At 68.6% G+C, this 19,872-nt stretch carries 9 protein-coding genes; 5 read left to right on the top strand and 4 right to left on the bottom strand.

Features of this window, described 5'->3' with window-relative positions:
• Positions 1-2: 2 nt before the first annotated feature.
• The 3 genes from gspF (at position 3) to VG566_RS00430 (ending at position 15,272) form a co-directional block, all read left to right on the top strand.
• Positions 3-1,202, top strand: a complete 1,200-nt coding sequence (gspF, locus tag VG566_RS00420; protein ID WP_241883963.1) for a type II secretion system inner membrane protein GspF — start codon at positions 3-5, stop codon at positions 1,200-1,202.
• A 311-nt stretch (positions 1,203-1,513) separates the two neighbouring features.
• On the top strand, positions 1,514-2,689 hold the full coding sequence (locus VG566_RS00425) for a substrate-binding domain-containing protein (protein ID WP_014647364.1): 1,176 nt from the start codon (positions 1,514-1,516) through the stop codon (positions 2,687-2,689).
• Between the two features lie 199 nt (positions 2,690-2,888).
• The gene (locus tag VG566_RS00430; protein ID WP_423172640.1) at positions 2,889-15,272 is read left to right on the top strand and encodes a filamentous haemagglutinin family protein; all 12,384 of its coding nucleotides are present in this window, start codon (positions 2,889-2,891) and stop codon (positions 15,270-15,272) included.
• Positions 15,273-15,615: 343 nt separating this feature from the next.
• Here VG566_RS00430 and VG566_RS00435 read toward each other — a convergent pair whose 3' ends face one another.
• Genes VG566_RS00435 through gspH form a run of 3 tightly spaced genes read right to left on the bottom strand, consistent with a single transcriptional unit; the run spans position 15,616 to position 17,032 of the window.
• Complete coding sequence (locus VG566_RS00435; protein WP_075075774.1) at positions 15,616-16,230, bottom strand: prepilin-type N-terminal cleavage/methylation domain-containing protein; 615 nt, start codon at positions 16,228-16,230, stop codon at positions 15,616-15,618.
• Complete coding sequence (gene gspI / locus VG566_RS00440; protein ID WP_153643303.1) at positions 16,227-16,577, bottom strand: type II secretion system minor pseudopilin GspI; 351 nt, start codon at positions 16,575-16,577, stop codon at positions 16,227-16,229. Before gspI ends, VG566_RS00435 begins: the two co-directional genes overlap by 4 nt.
• A gap of 8 nt (positions 16,578-16,585) precedes the next feature.
• Positions 16,586-17,032: a type II secretion system minor pseudopilin GspH gene (gene gspH, locus VG566_RS00445; protein WP_053495043.1), complete on the bottom strand. Its 447-nt coding sequence runs from the start codon at positions 17,030-17,032 to the stop codon at positions 16,586-16,588.
• Between the two features lie 103 nt (positions 17,033-17,135).
• On the opposite strand from gspH, the gene VG566_RS00450 reads away from it, so the two are divergent.
• Positions 17,136-17,612 carry a general secretion pathway protein gene (locus VG566_RS00450; protein ID WP_014647359.1) on the top strand — a complete coding sequence of 159 codons (477 nt, stop codon included), beginning with the start codon at positions 17,136-17,138 and terminating at the stop codon, positions 17,610-17,612.
• 90 nt (positions 17,613-17,702) lie between these two features.
• Here the strand turns inward: VG566_RS00450 and VG566_RS00455 are convergent, their stop codons facing one another.
• Positions 17,703-18,038 (bottom strand): hypothetical protein, encoded by a 336-nt coding sequence (locus VG566_RS00455; protein ID WP_014647358.1) that lies wholly within the window; start codon positions 18,036-18,038, stop codon positions 17,703-17,705.
• Positions 18,039-18,239: 201 nt separating this feature from the next.
• Between VG566_RS00455 and VG566_RS00460 the strand changes: the two genes are divergently transcribed.
• Positions 18,240-19,856: a ShlB/FhaC/HecB family hemolysin secretion/activation protein gene (locus tag VG566_RS00460; protein WP_241883961.1), complete on the top strand. Its 1,617-nt coding sequence runs from the start codon at positions 18,240-18,242 to the stop codon at positions 19,854-19,856.
• The last annotated feature ends 16 nt before the right edge of the window (positions 19,857-19,872 follow it).

Raw genomic sequence — 19,872 nt, forward strand, 5'->3', positions numbered from 1 at the left:
GCATGGCGCTGTTCGACTACCAGGCCGCCAACGCGCAGGGCCGCATCGAGAAGGGCCAGCTGGACGCTGACAGCCCGCGCGGCGCGCGACAGGTGCTGCGCGGTCGTGGGCTGACACCCGTGCAGGTCAGCGTGGCGCGCAGTGCCGGCAGTGGCTGGGCTGCCCGGCGACTGTCTGCCAGCGAGCTGGCCTGGGCCACGCGCCAGCTGGCCAGCCTGCTGGCCGCCAGCCTGCCGTTGGAAGCTGCATTGAGTGCGGTCATCGACCAGGCCGAGCGCGCGCATCTGGCCCAGGCACTTGCCGCCGTGCGCGCCGACGTGCGGGCCGGCCAGCGCCTGACCGTGGCCCTGGCCGCGCGGCCACGCGATTTTCCGCCGATCTATCGGGCGCTGGTGGGCGCTGGTGAAGACTCTGGTGACCTGGCACGGGTGATGGAGCGCCTGGCCGACTACATTGAAGAACGCAACGCGCTGCAGGCCAAGGTACTGACCGCCTTCATCTATCCGGCGGCGATCAGTCTGGTGTCGGTGGCGATCGTGATCTTCCTGCTCAGCTACGTGGTGCCGCAGGTGGTGACCGCGTTCGTTCAGGCACGGCAGACGCTGCCGATGCTGACCCAGGTGATGCTGGCCGCCAGCGCGTTCGTGCGCAGCTGGGGCGTGTGGGCAGGGCTGGGCATCGCTGCGCTGGTGGTGGCCTGGCGGCTGGCGTTGCGCCGGCCGGAACTGCGCCTGCGCTGGGACGCGATGCTGCTGCGGGTCCCGATGGTCGGGCGCTTCGTGCTGGGTGTGAACAGTGCGCGCTTTGCCTCGACGCTGGCGATCCTGCTGGACGCCGGTGTCCCGCTGCTGCGTGCGCTTGAAGCGGCGCGGCAGACGCTTGGCAATGCGTTGCTGGCGCGCTGTGCCGATGATGTGGCTGCTCGCGTACGCGAAGGTGCGGCACTGGGTGCTGCGTTGAAGGTACAGAAGGTCTATCCGCCGATCCTGGTGCATCTGGTGGCCAGCGGCGAGAAGACCGGTTCGCTGGCGCCACTGCTCGAACGCGCCGCGCAGACGATCTCGCGCGAGATCGAGCGTCGCGCGATGGCGCTGACCGCACTGCTGGAACCGACCATGATCCTGGTGATGGGCGGCGTGGTGTTGACGATCGTGCTGGCGGTGCTGATGCCGATCATGGAAATGAACCAGCTGGTGCAGTGATGCGCAACGCGCATCACGGGTGGAGTCGACTGTCAGTCGACTGCTTCCCAAGCACACTTCGACAGGACCAGCGCTCCGTGCACCAGTCGACGCACAGTCGACTCTACCCGGTCGCCGTCTTCGATTCTCCACACAATCCTCCACACCTTTTTCCGATCTTCCACAGGTTTCTTAAGCGGCCTGTCATCGGCGCGGACCAGCATGGACACGTCGCCGCAGAGTGGGCTGGGAGGCCCTCGGCGGCAGCAGGCGTGTAGTGACCGTTCCTCCCTTGGTGTTTCCCTTCGCAGTAAACCCTTCAGGAGAAGATCATGAACAAGTGCAAGACCCTGGCCGCGCTGGTTGCCACCGCGCTGCTCGCCACCGTGGGCGCCGCCTCGGCGCAGACCGTGACCGGCGGCGGTGCCTCGTTGCCGGCCGACCTCTACAAGGGTTCGTCCGACAGCATCCTGCCGGCGAACTTCAGCTACGCCGTGACCGGTTCGGGCACCGGCAAGAAGGCCTTCCTGGAAAACAACTCGCTGCTGTTCTCGACCACCGGCACCGTGCACTTCGCCGGCAGCGATTCGGTACTGAGCGGCACCGAGCTGAACACCTACACCACCAACTTCAACCAGCCGACCAATGCCAACCGCTACGGCGCGCTGATCCAGGTGCCGTCGGTGGCCACCTCGGTCACCATCCCGTTCAACAAGGCCGGTTCGGCGGTGAACCTGAGCGTGGCGCAGATCTGCGGCGTGTTCTCGGGCGCGATCAGCGACTGGTCGACCATCGATGCCAACCGCAGCGGCCCGATCCAGGTGGTGTATCGCGCGGAAAGCAGCGGCACCAGCGAAATGTTCAGCCGCTTCCTGACCGCGGCCTGTGCCGCTGAGAATGCTGACACCTCGAAGCTGGTGGGCGGCAAGTTCGCCATCAAGTCGACCTTCGCCGACCTGTACAAGCGCGATGCCAACGGCAACCTGCCGGCGTTCCTGGTGGCCGCCCCGGCCACCGGCGGCACCTCGCTGTACAACACTGTCTACGCGGCTGAAGGCCGCATCGGCTACGTTGGCCCGGACGTGATCCCGAACCTGACCGATGCGACCAAGGTCGCCAAGGTCAAGGGCTTCTCGCCGGACCAGGTGAGCGTGCAGGCCACCCTGGACACCGTCGCTCCGCCGACCGGCACCGATGCAGAGAACCCCGCCAACTGGGTGCCGGTGTTCGGCAACCCGTCGGCCGGCTATCCGATCGCCGGCTACACCAACCTGGTGATTGGCCAGTGCTACAAGGATTCGAGCGTCGCCACCAGCCTGCGCGGCTTCCTGGCGCGCCACTATCCGGCGACCTACACCGTCGCGTATGAGAAGTCGATCACCGACCACGGCTTCATCCCGCTGACCAAGGCCTGGCGCGATGCGATCCGCAACCGTTTCGTGCTGGCCAGCAGCACTGCCGGCCTGAACAACCCCAGCACCTGCGCCGGCATCGGCCGTCCGCTGTAATCCGCAGCACGGGTTGAATCCTGCTTGACCCGACGCCGGCCTCTGGGCCGGCGTCGCCATTTCCGCGACGGTGCCGCCGTTGCAGCGTTTGGCTGTCGGCTTCGTCTCGCGTGAACCGTCTATCAGTGGCAGGGCATGCGTTGCGTGTGCCTCCCCGATCGTCGCCGCAGCTGCGGCCCACCAGGTTGATGAGGTTCCGATGTCGCACCCGCTCCCGTCCGCTGTTCATCCGGCCGCGTCGATGCGCCGCAATCATCCGATGGCGTGGGCCATCGCGGTCGCACTGGGGAGCATGGTGGCCCCGGCCAGCCAGGCGCAGCAGGCGTTCAGTCCGGGCTGGTTCGCCGAACGGGGCGCGGCCCAGGGCAGCGCGGCACAGAGTGGCCGGATGCCCAACGGCGTGCCGATCCAGTTCCAGTTGCCGGCCCAGCAGCAGGATGCGGCACGGCAGAAGCTGCAGCAGTCGATCGACAATCTTGGCACTGCGGCGCAGGCGATTGCCCTGCAGCAGCGCCTGCAGGAACAGGCCCGGCAGGCGCGCCGCGAGGCTGGCTTCATCGTTGCCGATGGCCTCGGCAAGGACGGCCTGAGCGTCGACCAGAACCCGCTGACCCGTGGCTGGCTCAATGCGCGCGACGCGATCCAGTCGCAGGGCAGCGACGGGAGGGTGCAGGTCACGGTCGAGCAGACCGCGGACAAGGCGATCCTGAACTGGGAGACCTTCAACATCGGCGGCAACACCACGCTGAATTTCCTGCAGAACCCTGACTGGGCCGTACTGAACCGCGTCAACGATCCGCAGGCGCGGCCCAGCCACATCCTGGGCCAGCTGAAGGCCAGTGGCACGGTGTTCGTGGCCAACCGCAACGGCGTGGTGTTCGGCAACAACAGCCAGGTCAATGTACGCAATCTGCTGGCGGCTGCAGCACGGATCAGCGATGCGCAGTTCCGCGACAACGGCCTGTACAGCCCCGACGCCAGCAGCAGCGCGCTCAGCGATGCATTCGGCAAGGTGATGGTGGAGCGGGGCGCCCGCATCGCGACCCATGAGCCGACCAGTGCGACGCGCGGCGGTGGCTACGTGCTGCTGGCCGGGCACAGCGTGGACAATGCTGGCCAGATCGAAGCGCGCAAGGGCCAGGTGCAGCTCGCAGCAGGTGACAGTTTCGTGATCCGGCGCGGCGTGGGTACGGCCACCAACACCAGTTCCACCACCCGCGGCAATGAAATCGCGCCGCGCTTCATCGCTGGCAGCACGGCTGGCAGCGTGCGCAATACCGGCCTGCTGCGCGCACTCGAGGGTGACGTGACCCTGGCCGGACGCAGCGTCGAGCAGGCCGGTGTGGCCGTGGCCAGCACCACGCTTGCACAGCGCGGCACCGTGCATCTTCTGGCCTCGGCCAGTGATGCAGGCAGCAGCGTCACGCTTGCTGACGGAGCCACCACGGCGGTGCTGATCGAGGACGATGGCAAGACCACGGTGCTGGATACGCAGCGCGACGCCCTAATCAAGGAATCGGCCGAGCAGGACGCGATCCGCGCTGGCGCGCGTTCGGCAACCTTCGACAATCTGTCCCAGCACAATGATCGCCGGGACCAGTCGCGGGTGGAGATCGTCTCGGGTGGCAACATCCATTTCAGCGCGGATTCGCTGACGGTTGCCACGGGCGGCCAGATCATCGCCGATGCGGCGGCCCGTAGCTACGTGGACGATGCCGCGCGCGTGGACGTGTCCGGCGCAGTGGGCGTGCGGGTGTCGATGGAGAGCAACAATGTCCAGGTCAAGGTGCAGGGCAACGAACTGCGCGATGCCCTGGACAACCGCGACAGCGGCAAGCTGACCAGCAGCGAAGTCTGGGTCGACCGCCGCAGGCTGGTCCACGTTCCGGCCGGTACCGGGGGCTACGAGGGTGAGCGCTGGTACGCCGCAGGCGGCCTGCTGGAAGTGGGGGGCTACCTCGACAACCAGGGGCACTCGATCGGCGAATGGGCTGCGCAGGGAGGCACCGTCCTGCTGGGCGGCAGGGAAGTGATCACGCAGGGTGGCTCACGCATCAACCTTGCCGGCGGCAGCCTGGATGTGCAGAGCGGCGTGGTCCGGCAGAGCTGGGTGCGCGGCGTTGATGGCCAGGTCTACCGTCTTGATGAGGCGCCAGCGGAGATGCTGTTCGATGGCCTGTACAGCGGCCATGAAGTGAAGCAGGAACGCTGGGGCATCACCGAGACCTTCCGTGATCCGATCGTATTCGCGGCGCAGCGGGTCGATAACGGGTACACGGTCGGACGCGATGCAGGACGGCTGATCGTCTCCGCACCGACCGCGGTGCTGGATGGAAAGGTTGAGACTGCCACCTTCCAGAGCGCGCAGCAGAACCGCAGGCCGGATGCCGCGCTGGATGGCTATGCACAGGCGCAGACGGCGGTCGCGCGCAATGCGCAGTTGTACCTGGGGCGCTACGACGGCCAGGGCCGCAGTGGTGTGTTCGGCTCGGATGTGCGCCTGGGTGACAAGGCTCCGACGAAGACGGCGTGGTCGCTGGCGGCTCCGGTCAACGAGGAGCTGCGTGACACGGTGTGGCTGGATATCGCAGAGCTGAGTGCCCAGCAGTGGGGGCGGATCGACCTGGCGACCGCCGATCGCATCCGCATCGACAGCAGCCTTCGGCTTCAGGCCGGCGGGCAGCTCAACCTGACCGGCAGCGAGGTGGAGCTGGCAGGCGACATCGGCATTGCCGGCGGCCAGTTGTCGGCGGGCAACCTGCTGGATGTCCAGGGCCGGCCGACGGCGCTGCTGCACGATGGCCGCGCCCGCACCGTCATTGCCGACGGCACGCGGATCGATCTCTCCGGCGAATGGAGCAACGCCTCACTGGCGATGCCGCGCGACGCGAGCGGTGCCTGGACGGATGGCGGCCGCCTGAGCCTGGGCAACAGTCATGACGTGGCCGTGGGCGCCAAGGCAACGGTTGACGTCGAGGCCGGTGCTGCGCTGGACCTGCGCGGCAAGGCCCATATCGGCAAAGGCGGCAGCGTCAGCCTGCAGGCGAACAGCAGTACGGTGACGACCGACGGCAGTGGCCGGGTGCAACTGGGTGAGGGAAGCCGGTTCAGTGGTCGAGGACAGGGCGGTGGTTCTTTCTCGCTGGGTACCGGTGGCCAGGTGCGGGTGGGCGATGCGGACCTGGCGGGCGCGTCGCTGCGACTGGACCCCGGCCTGTTCGGCAGTGGCTTCGCGCAGTACGACATCAATGGCCACCACGGCGTGGAGGTGGCCGATGGCGCGCGGCTGGTCGCTGCCCTGCCAGGCCTGCGCCTGACCCAGGACGCGCCGATGGCGACCGACCGGGCGTCCGCACTGGCGGCGTGGGACGCGCCGCTGTACAGCGCCGATCCGTCGAGCGGGCGCGTCAGCCAGCGCGCGGGTGCGAGCATCAGCCTGCGTTCGGAGCGCAACAGCGTGGGCGGTGACCTGCGGGTCGGCAAGGATGCACTGGTGGCGGTCGATCCAGGGCAGACGATCTCGCTGCTTGGTGCGGGCAACATCGATGTTGAAGGCACGCTGCGCGCGAAGGGCGGACGCATCCTGATCGACGATGTGCGCCCGGAGAACGCGCTGTACGCCGGGCAGCGCACCGAACGCACCTGGCGTTTCGCCGAAGGCGCGCTGCTGGATGCCGATGCAGACGCGATTTCGCTGCCCGATTCCAGCGGCCGTCTGCGCGGGCAGGTGCGCGCGGGTGGACGCATCGAGATTGGCGGGGCGCTGGACTGGGAGACCACAGCGTTCGTCGACAACCGACCACCGGAAGCCTTCGTGGTGGTCGAACGCGGTGCGCGCCTGCAGGCGCGGGGTGCGTCGGCCGAGCTGGACGTCGACGGCCAGGGCCGCGTGCGCGTGGACAGCGATGGCGGGCAGATCGTGCTGCGCTCGGCCAATGCGCTGTACCTGGACGGCGGGATGGATGCGGCCGCCGGCGGTGCCGGCGCACGCGGCGGCACCCTGGGGCTGGCCTTTGGCGGCAGCATCCATGCACGTGGCGCCAGCGAGGAGGTACTGCGGTCACGTGCGATCACCCTCAGCCAGCACAGCGCGCCGGGGCAGCCACTGCCGACCACATTGGAGTATGGCCACGCCGCGTTGTCGGTCGAGCAGCTGCAGGCTGGCGGTTTCGACAATCTGTCCGTGTTCGGTGACATCCGCGCGGTCGGCGACGTCGACCTGCGCCTGGCCCAGAGCCTGCGCATCCACGGCCAGGGTACTTCGAGCCTGGGCATGGCCGTGGATGCCGGGCCATCGTCGGGGCTGCGACTGAGTGCGCCCTACGTTCGCCTGGCGCAGGCACGCTGGCGCCAGATGCCGGGCGAGAACCTGCAGGGCACCGCCGCGGTCGCTTCGTACGGGCCGGAAGATCACGCGCTGGCGGTGCAGGCCGGGCTGATCGACATCCGCGACGTCACCTGGCTGCCGGGTTTCAAGCATGTGGCGCTGGAAAGCCGCAGTGACGTGCGCCTGACCAACGGCATTGCCAGCAGTGGCAACACCAGCGCGTTGATGACGGCTGGTTCGATGGACGTGACCGCTGCGCGCCTGTATCCCACCACAGGCGCGGTCGGCACGCTGGTGGCCGGCGCGTCGGCGCAGACCGTGCAGACCGCTGATTACTGGTCCGATCCGGATGCCGTGCTGCGCATCCACGGCACCGGTGCGGCCACGAAGCCGGCGCCGGAATCGGCGCTGGGTACGCTTCGCCTGGTGGCCGCCACGGTGCAGCAGGGCGGCAACGTACAGGCGCCGATGGGCACGCTGCAGCTGGGTGGCCTGATCCAGAACGGAACCGTCGGCAGCCGGGTGGAACTGCTGCCAGGCAGCGTAACCTCGACCAGTGGCGCCGGCTTGTCGCTGCCCTATGGTGGCACCGTCGATGGTGTTGACTGGCGGGTCGGTACGCGCAGCCTGGGTTCGCTGACGCCGGCCGGTATCTCCTCGATGGGGGTGGCACTGAAGGCCAACGAGATCGAGGTGGCGCCGGGGGCCCTGCTGGACATGTCCGGCGGTGGTGAGCTGACCGGCGCCGCCTTCGTGTCAGGACGCGGTGGCTCTGTCGACGTCCGGCGAACGGCGTTGGCCGACGCCAACCCGCGCTACGGGTTCAGTGCGTCGGGCAACCCGGTGTACGCGATCGTACCGGGACGCGCCGGGGCGTTCGCCCCCAGTGGCGAAGAAGGGTTCGCAGCTCCGGCGGTGGGCCAGCAGATCACCGTGCCGGCTGGCGTGCCCGGCCTGGCGGCCGGCACCTACACGCTGATGCCGGCAAGCTATGCGCTGCAGCCCGGCGCATTCCGGGTGGAGCTGGGCGCCACCGGCACCTCCGGCATCGTGCAACCGATTGCGACCGGCACCGGCACCTGGCGTGTGTCCGGGCAGCAGCGCACGGCGCTGGGCGCGGCAATCTCGCCGTTGCTCACCGACATCCTGCTGACTCCCGCGGCAGTGGTACGCCGGCACTCGGGCTACAACGAAACCTCCTACAACAGCTTCGCGCAATCGGTAGCTGACCGCCGCGGCGAGTCGCGTGGCTGGCAGACCATCGATGCGCTCGGGTTGACCCTTGCGCTGGGCGAAGGTGCAGGTCGTGCAGACACGCCTGCCATCCACTTCGCCGGCACCGCGCGGTTCGCGGCTGCCACCGACAAGGGGCGTGGTGGCACGCTGGCAGCCACGTTGGCGAGCCCGGCGGTCGGTTCGCTGGAGATCGTCGATGGCAGCGCGCCATCGCAGGCGCGTGATCGCGGCGCCACCTTCAGCGACGACGCGCTCAATGCCTTCCTGCCGGCGCGGATGATGATCGGCGGGCAGTTCAACCAGGAGGCCTCGCAGGTTGCGGTGACCGGCCAGGCGCGCAGCGTGGCGATCCGTTCCGGCGTCACCTTGAACGCACCGGAAGTGCTGGTGGCAGCGGCCTCCGGTGGCAGCGGCGTGCTGGTCGAGGCCGGTGCGACCCTCGATACACTGCCGTTCGCATCCGCCAACGCGAATGCCAGCGCGACCCTGCCTTACCAGGTCTCCGGCGGCCTGCTGGCGGTGTCCAACCAGCGCCTGAACCTGATCACCGGCACCACCGGGGTGGAGGCCGGTCCGGTGGCGATCGACATCGGCGGATGCCAGGCGGCGTGCGACGGCCAGACGCGGCTGGTTTCCGATGGCAGCATCGCGGTAGCGACCGATGGCGCGCTGCAGATGCGCGACTCGGCCAGCTATGGCACCCGCCAGCTCGGCCTGAGCATGGCGGCGCTGAACCTCGGCAGTGCCGAAGCGATCGCCCAGGCCGCTGCGGCCGGGGCGCTGCCCAGTGGCATGACCATGAACCAGTCCGTGCTGCAACAACTGCTGCGCGGCAATGATGCGACCGGCGCGCCGGCGCTGGACACGTTGAGTCTGGTCGCGCGGGAGTCTGTCAACGTGTTCGGCAGCGTCGACCTGGATGCGCGCGACAGTGCCACCGGCCGCAGTGGCCTGCAGACGCTTGTGCTCGGTGCGCAGGCCATCCGCGGCTACGGTGCGGCGACCGACCGCGCGCGCATCCTGGTGGACACGCTGGTCTGGGACGGCTCATTGGCGGCGGGCCAGGCGCCGGGCAGCGACGCGACGGTGCCGCCGGCCGAGCCGATGGTGGACCGGCTCGGGGCCGGGCAACTGGACATCGTCACCCGGCAGCTGCAGCTGGGGCGGGCGCCATTCAGCCGTCCCAGCTCTGAAGTACCTGCGAACCGGCAGGTGCTCGGCTTCAGTGCGCTGAACCTGAGGGCTTCGGAGCAGCTGTCGTTCTCCGCGCAGGGCACGCTGGACGTATTCCAGCAGCGTGGCGACTATCTGGCCGACAAGGGGTGGCAGCACAGCGGAGGCAACCTGGGTATCGATACACCGCTGTTGGCCGCCGATCCCGCCGCGCAGCTGCGCGTACGCACCGGCGGCGACTTCCGCCTGCAGGGGGGCGCCGGCAAGACGGGTGGCGATGCACTGGGCAGTGAGTTGAGCATCGACGCCAACCGGATCGCGCTGGACAGCACGGTCGCGCTGGCGTCCGGACGGCTGTCGGCGAACGCACGCCAGGGCATCACGCTTGGCAGCCGGGCCGAGTTGGATCTGGCCGGACGCAAGGTCTCGCTGTACGACGTGGACAAGTTCAGCTGGGGCGGCGATGTCCTGCTGTCCAGCGACACGGGTGACATCCGCGCCGATGCTGCCTCCCGCATCGATGTTTCCGCACGCAACAACCGCGGCGGACGCCTGACGGTCACCGCAATGGCCGGCCGAGCCGATCTGGCCGGTGTTCTGCAGGGTGCCGCCACTGGTCGCTACGATGCCGGTGGCACGCTGGTGCCCTACGACGGTGGCGAACTGGTGGTGCGGGCACGCCAGCTGCAGGACTTCGCCGGCCTCAACCAGCGATTGACTGCCGGCGGCGTCGTCGGCGGTCGCAGCTTCCAGATCGGTGAGGGCGATCTGCGGATCGGCGACGAAGTGAAGGCGCGCCGGGTCGACATCAGCGTCGATGCGGGCAGCCTGACCGTGGCCGGCCGCATCGATGCCAGCGGCGAGCAGGTCGGCAGCATCCGCCTGTACGCCCGCGATCAGTTGCAGGTGGACGGCACGCTGGACGCGCACGGTACCGGCCTGCGCGTGGACAGCCATGGCAAGATCATCGACAGTCCCAACCGGGCCATCATCACGCTGGGCAGCGCCGAAGGTGCCGTCGGCCTGGGCAGCGCGGCGCAGCTGGACCTGCGTGCGGGCAGCGACGTTGCCGTTGGTGGACGTCCTGGCCAGAACGATGGCACCCCGCGCGGCACGCTGAAGATCGATGTGCCGCGGCTGGGCAGCAACGACGCGGCGATTGCCGCGGCCACCGGCCTGCGCATCGATGGCGCGGCCGACATCCAGCTCAATGGTGTTCGCCGCTACGACGATGCGCCCCTGGCAACCACCGCTGACGTGCGCGGCAACCGCGCGCAGCTGGTCACCCAGCAGTGGCTGGACCAGGTGGTCGATCCGCACAGCGTGGCCTGGATCGATGGTGCGCTGGGCAACGCGGATCTGCAGCAGCGCACGCGGGCGCTGGGCGATGTGCGCCTTCGTCCCGGCGTGCAGGTGCTGGCGCGGCGCAGCGACGCCAACCCGGACGGCGACCTGACCATCGCCGGCGACATCGATCTGTCCGGCTACCGTTATGGCCCCGATGCCAACCGCGCCGATCCATCGCGGCGTGGCTTCGGCGAATCGGCCTCGCTGGTGCTGCGCGCCGAAGGCAACATCAACGTCTACGGCAGCATCAACGATGGGTTCGCACCGCCGCCGTCCACGCCGGATGAGGGCGGCTGGCAGCTGTACGAGGGTCGCAATGGCAGCGCGGGGCACACCCCCTTTGGCGGTGGGCTGGTGGTGCCGGTGGACGGAGTGAAGCTGCAGCCCGGCACCGAGTTTCAGGCCGGCACCCGCCTGAACTATGACGTGCCGGTCGAATCGGTAACGCTTCCGGTCGGTACCGTGCTGCCCGCGCCGATGGTGATCTCGCAGAACCTGCGGCTGCCTGCAGGCACGGTGCTGGGTGCGGCGGTGACCACCGACTCCGGGCAGACGCTGGCCGCGGGCACCGTGCTGCAGGAGCCGCTGATGCTGGCGGCCGGTGCGCGGCTGGGGGCCGGCTTCCGCCTGCGCAGTGCGGTACAGATGGCGGCACAGGAGTGGCCCGCCGGCGCGGTGCTGCCGGTTGCGCTGCGCCTGGCACGCGAAGTCGCGCTCAAGGTGGGCGCGTACATCCCGTCGTTGACCAAGGTGGAGCTGCCCGGCGACGCGCCGCTGAATCTGAGGCCGGCCGATGCCGGCGGCAACCAGGGGCGCAACTGGGCGCTGGCGCCGATGCTGGCCGAGGGCACCACCTCCTGGGACCTGACCGTTGTTGCCGGTGCCGATGCCGGGGCAGCCGACCCACGCAGCCGGCGCTGGGGCAGCGAAGGCAGCGTGGTGCTGGCCGATACCCACCAGGGCTCGATCGGCACGGTCAAGACGGAAATCATCTGGGTGGGGGATCGCGCGTTGACCGAGCAGGCATCGTTGGACTGGATCGGCGACACCTCCTATGCAGGCCGTCCGATCGCGGACCTGGCCGACATGTTCGGCTTCACCGAAGACGAGTTCTGCGCGATGTCGGCCGACTACTGCGGGCCGGCACCCCGCCAGGTGGCCGCGCAGGGCTCGCTGGATTACTGGGGCGACGAGTCCTACGCAGGCACTCCTGCGAAGGACTTCGCCGCGATGTTTGGCATGACCGAAGACGAGTTCTGCAGCACCGCGCCCACCTACTGCGCCGGCGGCGGCACGCAGACCGAAGTGACCACTTACGGCAAGCGCGCAGGCACGCCGGCGTGGAGCGTACTGCGCACCGGCAGGGGCGACATGGAACTGCTCGCGGCCGGTGACGTCGTGATGAAGTCAGGCTTTGGCGTCTACACCGCCGGCACTCCCGCCGCGCTGGGTAGGGGCCGCGACGCTGCCTTCAATTCGCCCCGTGCAGCGGCCCCTTGGAACACCGCAGTGCTGGGGCCGAACCTGGTGCCGGGCAGCTATGACGCCGCGATGGCAGGCTACCAGGCCTGGTATCCGGATCATGGTGGCAACCTGCGCGTCGAAGCCGGACGCGATATCGTCGGCGATGCCTGGACCGCGCGCGCAGAGTCGGGCAGCAGCGATCGCGACTGGGCGCTGTACTCCAGTGCCGCGGTCGGCAACTGGCTGTGGCGGCAGGGTACCGGCGGCACCACTGGGGTCGAGCCGGTGCCGACCAGCTGGTGGGTGAACTTTGGCGCCTACACCAACGTGTCCGCTGCCGCCGGCGCTTCTCCACGGATGGTTGGTTTCACCGGCTTCGGCACATTGGGCGGGGGCAACCTGACGCTGGAGGCCGGGCGTGACGCCGGCGTGCGCGATGCGATAGGTGACGCGTTGGTGTCGACGATCGCACCGCGCTCGGGTGCGATCATTGCTGCGGTGGGATCGACCGGCCGGGTCAGCGATGGCCAGCTGCACCTGACCGGCGGCGGCGACCTGCAGCTGCGTATCGGTGGCGCGCTGAATCCGAACCTGCAGGCGACGATCTCCAGCCTCAACCCCTCCAGGGCGGGACAGAATCTCGACCTCAACGGTACCTTCAGCAACCTGCGTGGGAGCCTGCAGCTCGATGCGGGGCGCATCGGTGCAATGGGCGTCACCCTGGAAAGCTACGCGACGCTGGGTAAGCAGCGGGCGGCAGACCTGTTTGCGCCTGACGCCGCCCGCGCGATGGGCGGGCCGGTGCTGGTGCTGGGCGATGCCGCCGCGCAGCTGCAGGCGCGGGGCGATGTGGTGCTCGGCGGCGTCGCCGATGCCGGCCGGGTTCCGCTGGCCAACTACAGCGCGGTGCTGCAGGATGATGGCGCGCACGCTGCAGGCAGTACGTGGTTCTCCCTGTGGACCGCCAACACGGCCGTGGATCTGTTCAGTGCCGGTGGTGACCTCGCGCCAGGCCTCGCCGGGCCGGAAAACGTGACGGGCAGCAATCTGTGGCGCGAGCAGGTCCAGCTTGTTGTGCGTGGCGGTGATGATCTGCTGAATTACTGGCTCTATCCTTCGCGCCTCAGCGCGATTGCTGCGCAGGGTGACATCAAGCTGGACCGGATCAGCACCACGCCGGGGACGCAGGATGTGATCCTGCTGGCACCCTCGGCGACAGGACGGCTGGACGTTCTGGCCGGTGGAGGCATCTTCGCCCAGCCTGGCGCGACCCAGATCGCGCGCTCGGCCAGTGACGCGCGCCTGCCGGGACCCTTCGACCCGGCATTCATGGCCGAGCAGGGGGATTCCGCAGGCAATGTGACCCGCACGCGGCACAACCTGTCCGTCGACGGCAACACGGCATCGCCGGCGGGGTCGCTTCCACTGTTCGCATTCGGTCCGAATACGCCGCTGTCCACTGTGTCTGCGGCACTGGCGCCGAGCCGCTTCTACGCGGTGCAGGGCGACATCATGGGTCTGGCCACCGGCGCCCAGCGCACGCTGAATGTCAACGCGGGGCAGCGCACGCAGCTGAACTGGTTCGAGGCCGCCGGCGCCGTGCAACTGCGGGCAGGCCGGGACATCCTCGGGGTGTCGATGACCGCGTTGAACACCGCGCCCACCGACATCACGGTGGCGGCGGCAGGCCGCGACATCGTGCATCTGAACGCGACCATCGCTGGCCCCGGCAACACCGAGATCAGTGCCGGCCGCCAGCTGCGCCAGGAGGATGCGGGCAGCATCGTCAGCCTCGGTGGCATCGTGCAGGGCGACACCCGTCCCGGCGCCAGCATCGCGCTGACGGCCGGCAACCAGCAGATCGACTTCGCGGCCCTGCGTGCCCGTTATCTGGACCCAGTCAACCTTGCCGATCCCGCGCAATCGCTTTCATCGCAGCCGGGCAAGGCAGTCAAGGTCTACAACCAGGAGCTGAAGCAGTGGCTGCAGCAACGCTTCGGCATGGCCGCCGATGGCGACGCGGCGCTGGCTGCGTTCGATGCGTTGCCGCAGGAACAGCAGCGCATCTTCCTGCGCCAGGTCTATTACGCCGAGCTGCGCGAAGGTGGAAGGGAATATACCGATGCAGAAGGGCCCCGCTTCGGCTCCTACCTGCGTGGGCGCGAAGCCATCGCCACGCTGATGCCGGACAGGAATGCGGCCGGTGCGACGATCGACCGTACCGGCGACATCGTGATGTACGGTGGCTCCGGCGTGCGTACCGAGGCGGGCGGCAACATCGAGCTGATGGCACCGGGTGGGCAGATCGTGATCGGTGTGCAGGGCGTGGTGCCACCTGCCAGCGCCGGCCTTGTCACCCAGGGGCAGGGCGATATCCGCCTGTTCAGCCAGGACAGCGTGCTGCTGGGCCTGTCGCGGGTGATGACCACGTTCGGCGGCGACATCCTGGCGTGGTCGGAGCAGGGTGACATCAATGCCGGTCGCGGTTCGCAGACGACGTTGCTGTACACGCCACCGCGCCGCGTCTATGACGGCTGGGGCAATGTGATCCTGTCGCCGCAGGCCCCGGCCAGCGGTGCCGGCATCGCGACCTTGAACCCCATTGCCGAAGTACCGCCGGGGGACGTCGACCTGATCGCACCGCTTGGCACCATCGATGCGGGCGAGGCCGGTATCCGCGTCTCGGGCAACATCAACCTGGCCGCACTGCAGGTGCTCAACGCGGCCAACATCCAGGTGCAGGGCGAGAGCAAGGGCCTGCCGGTGCTGGCATCGGTGAACGTCAATGCGCTGGCCTCGGCCAGTGCGGCAGCCAACAGCGCCAGCCAGGCGGCACAGGATGTGATGCGCAAGAGCCAGGACGAGGCACGGCGCAACCAGCCGTCGGTGATCAGCGTGCAGATCCTCGGCTTCGGCAGTGGCACCAGCGCCATCAATCCGCCGGCGCGTGGCAACACTGCCAACAGCGGCTATGACGCCAACAGTGCCTTCCAGTTCCCGCAGGCAAGTCGCGACGAGGGCACGCAGCGCCGGTAGGTGCGGACCTTGGTCGGCACATGTTGCTGCCCACCAAGGTCGGCAGTAGATCCACGCCATGCGTGGATGCGACCGGGCCAGCCGCCACGGAACGGAAGCGGCCCCAGCCAGGATGGCACGGAGGGCAGGGAGCGGCCATCAGCGGTGAGGACCACCGACACGGCGCCGCCGGGTGCAGGAGCGCGCCCGGCGGCGGGCTCGGCAGTAGATCCGCGCCATGCGTGGATGGCTGGGCCAGCCTCAGTGCCGACCAACGGTCGGCACCCACCAGGGCAGGCCGGGCAGTAGAAGCCGCTCGGCAGTAGATCCACGCCATGCGTGGATGCTTTGCCTGGGAGGAATCCTAAAGCTCCAGCACGCGCCGGTAGCCCAGCGGTCCACGCCCGTCACGCAGGCCCAGCCGCAGTTCCAGCCCGGTGGCCGGCAGCACCTCGCCCTCGCTCGGCAGCATCGCCCAGCCGGCCCCGGGTTGCCAGGCGCGCACCTCGAACCGCTGCACATCCTTTGCCACTGCAATGCCTTCCGAAGGAACCGGTGCGGGCAGGGGATAGCGGTCCGTCGCCGTACCGCTGGCGCGCCATAGCGTGTTGCCTTGCCGCCACCAGCGCACCCGCTGCCAGCGCAGCCCATCACTGTCGACGCTGCGGGTGATTTCCAGCGCAAAGCTGCCATCCGGGTACCGTTCGCTCACCAGCGAAGGCGGCAGCAGTCGCTGCGGACGATCCGCCGGGCGCACCGCGCCGTTCATCAGCGCATCGTCGGCACGCATCTCGATATCGCGCTGGAACTGCTGCAGCACGCGTAGTGCCGTCGTGGTCTCGGCATCGGCCCGGCGCAGGCGCTGGTCGCTGCTGGCCACGCTGTCGAGCGCTCGCCAGCAGATCAGCGCCAGCACGCCCATGATGGTGATCGCGATCATCACCTCGATAAGGGTGAAGCCTGCTGCGGTACGCTTCATTGCGCCGCGGTCCACGGCAGCTGCATCCGCGCCAGCGACTGCCGCGGTGCATCTTCGGCAGCCACGCTGAGTTCCAGTTGCGGCTGTCCGTCACTCCCCGTGCCGATATGCTGCAGCACCAGGAAACTGCTTCGCCCCTGCACGCAGCGCAGCCGTGCATCCTGCGGCGGCTGCCCGGCCAGGCGCAGCTCCTGCCAGCGGTCCTGCGCGCACAACAGCGCCAAGCGACGGTCGCGCAGGCGTGACTGATCGTCGGTGGCCACCGCGACCGAGCGCATGACCGCAGCCAGCGCAATCGAAACGATCGCCAGTGCGATCAGCACTTCGATCAAGGTGAATCCGCGCATGTTCCGCTTCACTGCACGACCTGCAACTGTCCGCTGCCATCGTCACGAAGACGCAGCTGGCGGCCCTGCAACGACAACGTCAGTTCCCATGCCACGCCGATCCACTCCGGGCTCAGTTCAACCGGGGTGGCCGGCTGCACCACGATGCCGGCCGGTTGCCATGGCTGTGGGCGCAGCAGGTCGTCGCGTTGCACGTCCACCCAGCGGGTGCCTTCGCGCCTGCTGAACCGGTAGCCGGCGGCGTCGGCCTGCCAGCGCAGGGGGCGGCCATCGATGCGGGCCTCGTCGCGCGCCACCTGCAGGCGCTGCGCCAGTCGTTCGGCCTCCTGCCGCAGCTGGCGCGCGGGGTCGAGCAGGCTGCCCAGGCCCAGGCCGATGCCCGCCGTGCAGATGCCGATGATCACCAGCACCACCATCAGTTCCAGCAGGGTGAAACCACGCGGCACGTGCTGCATCGACGTTGCCTCCTGTCCAGGTCGATGCCTGCCAGCGTAGGCCCGCATGATGAAACAAAAGCGTCAGCGGCGGCTGCTAGCGTGGGCGGACACGAACGTGGCGATGGTGCGGAACATGGATGGCAGGCGCTGGGATCGCAATCGGATGTTGACCCTGCTGGCGGCCACCCTGCTGCTGGCGGTGGTGGCCTATTGGAGCGTCACCCTGTCTGCGGTGGCGCCTGCGGCGGCGGCCAGCGAAGCGCATGCCGATGCGCCGGCGCGGCCGCTGTTCGATGCGGTGGCCAGTCTGCCGCTGGTGCGGCTGCTGTCGCCCGGTGCGGTGCAGACCGAGGTGGTCGTGCTGGGTGTGATGGCGGGTGACCACGCGCCCCTGGCCCTGTTGTCGGTGGATGGACGCCCGCCGGAGGCTTACGCGCCCGGCCAGCGGCTGGGGCCCTGTACGGTGCTGGCCAGCATCAGCGCCAACGCGGTGGAACTGAACCAGGCTGGGCAATCGCGCAGCCTGCCGGTGCCCGCGCTGCCACCGGTGCCGAACGATGGCATCGTGCCGGCCGCTCCGCAGGGCGGCGCTCGGTAGAGCCGAGCCCGCGCTCGGCTGCCTCTGCATGGCCGTTGAAAGGTGTGCAGGCGCAGCCGGGCGTGGGCTCGGCTCTGCAGATGCATGGGTTCATCGCGCCGGACGCTGCGGTACCACGGACCGCCCGAAGGCATCGCCCATGCGTTGCCGCGTGCCTTCCAGGTTGTACTGCATCAGCTGGTTGCCGGGCTGCCGCATCAGGCGTTCGGCATCCGGCAGCGCCGCTGACTTCGCCGATTTCGGCGCCGGCGCCAGCCTGCGTTGCAGGCATTCCCACGCGGGGATGCGCTCGCCGTTGACCTGTACTTCGATGCACGGCGCAGCACCGTCCTGCTTCTTCGCCTCTCCGGCCCAGGCCGATGGCAACGCCAGCAACAAGGCAAGGGCGAGGGCAGGGCGAAGGCCCGCCTTCAATGGCTCACTCATCGCGAATCTCCTGCAACAACCGACGCTCTGCAATGAAGACGTGTGGCGAGGGCAGTCTACGCCGGCGAGTGCTCTGGCGCTGTCACAAGATGACAGTGCTGTCACAAAACTGGTGGCGGTTTTGACGCGACGTGCACGTCCTGTTGGTAGACCCACGCGCCGCTCCCTGGCCCCTCCCTCCGATACGACGCGATGCCTTCGATGACTCCTGTTCCGTGCCGAGCCGTCCGCTTTCCGTTGCGCCTGCATCCGCTGGTGCTGGCGCTGGCCGCGATGCCGCTGCCATTGTTCGCGCAGGAGGCAGCGCCTGCGCCCAGCGTGAACATCAATGAATACATCGTGCGCGGCAACACCGTGCTCGATCCGCGTCAGATCGAACGGGCGGTAGAGCCGTTCCTCGGCCCGGGCAGGACCCTGGCCGATGTCGAGAAGGCGCGCGATGCGGTCCACGCGCTGTACCAGCAGGCGGGCTACCAGTCGGTCTACGTCGAACTCCCCGAGCAGCAGGTCAGTGGCGGCGTGGTGCTGCTGAAGGTGCAGCAGACGCCGATCGGCCAGCTGCGCGTGGTCGGCACCCGCCACGAATCGCCCGACCGCATACGCGATCGCGTACCGGCACTGGCCGAGGGCAAGGTGCCGGACTTCGACCAGGCCCAGAAGGAACTGACCGCACTGAACGAAGGCGGGCGTCGCCAGGTGATGCCGCTGGTGCGCGAAGGCCAGGTGCCGGGCACGATGGATGTGGACCTGCAGGTCGAGGAGAAGTCGCCGTGGCGTGCCAGCGCGTCACTCAACAACGACCACAGTGCCGACACCGAGAAGCTGCGCCTGAGTGCGTCGCTGGCCTACGACAACCTGTGGAAGCGCGGGCACAGCGCCAACATCGGCGTGTACCTGGCGCCGGAAGATACAAAGCAGGCCAAGGTGTTCTCGGCCTCGTACACGATGCCGTTCGAAGGCACGCCGTGGAGCCTGGAAGCCTCCGGCTACAGATCCGACAGCCGCGTGCTGAATGCAGGCGGGCAGGTCGGTACCGGCACCGGCACCAACGTGATCGGCAACGGCCATTCGATCGGCCTCAAGCTCATCTACCGCCTTGCCGGCAGCAGCCAGTGGTGGCGCCAGCTCAGTCTCGGTGTGGATTTCAAGGACACCGAGGAAGACACGCAGATGGGCAAGGACAGCCTGAAGACACCGTTGAAGTATGCGCCGATCACCCTGGCCTTCGTCGGCGTGCGCCAGGGCGAGCAGGATCAGCTGAGCATCAACACCCAGCTGGTGGCCGGTACCCGCCGCCTGTTCGGTTACGGCAGCGACGCCACCGCGTTCGGGCAGAAGCGCTACTGGGCTGACCCGAGCTTCGTGGCCTTCAAGGCCGACGTGGCCAACACCCACACCTTCAGCAGCGACTGGCAGTGGTATGCGCGTGGCTCGCTGCAGGTAACCGATGCGCCATTGGTGTCGGCCGAGCAGTTCGCTGCTGGCGGCATGTACACCGTGCGTGGCTACCTGTCGGCCGAGGCGATCGGCGACTACGGCGGCCTGGCCAGCCTGGAATGGCGCACCCCGGCGTGGTCGCTGTGGAGCGGCACCGATCTGCGTGTCCACAGCTTCGCCGACGCGGCCTACCTGCGCCTGCGCCGGCCGCTGCCCGAGCAGCGTGACAAGTACAACCTGGCCTCGGTCGGCCTGGGCGCGCAGCTGCGCCTGGGTGAACACCTGCAACTGCGCCTGGACTACGCCTGGCCTTATGCCGATGGCCCGGTCACGCGCAAGGATGACCCGCGCCTGCATTTCAACATCAGCACCAGCTACTGACCCTTCCCTTGAACAT

This window comes from Stenotrophomonas sp. CASM114 (genome assembly GCF_049384325.1).
Classification (GTDB): Bacteria; Pseudomonadota; Gammaproteobacteria; order Xanthomonadales; family Xanthomonadaceae; genus Stenotrophomonas; species Stenotrophomonas muris.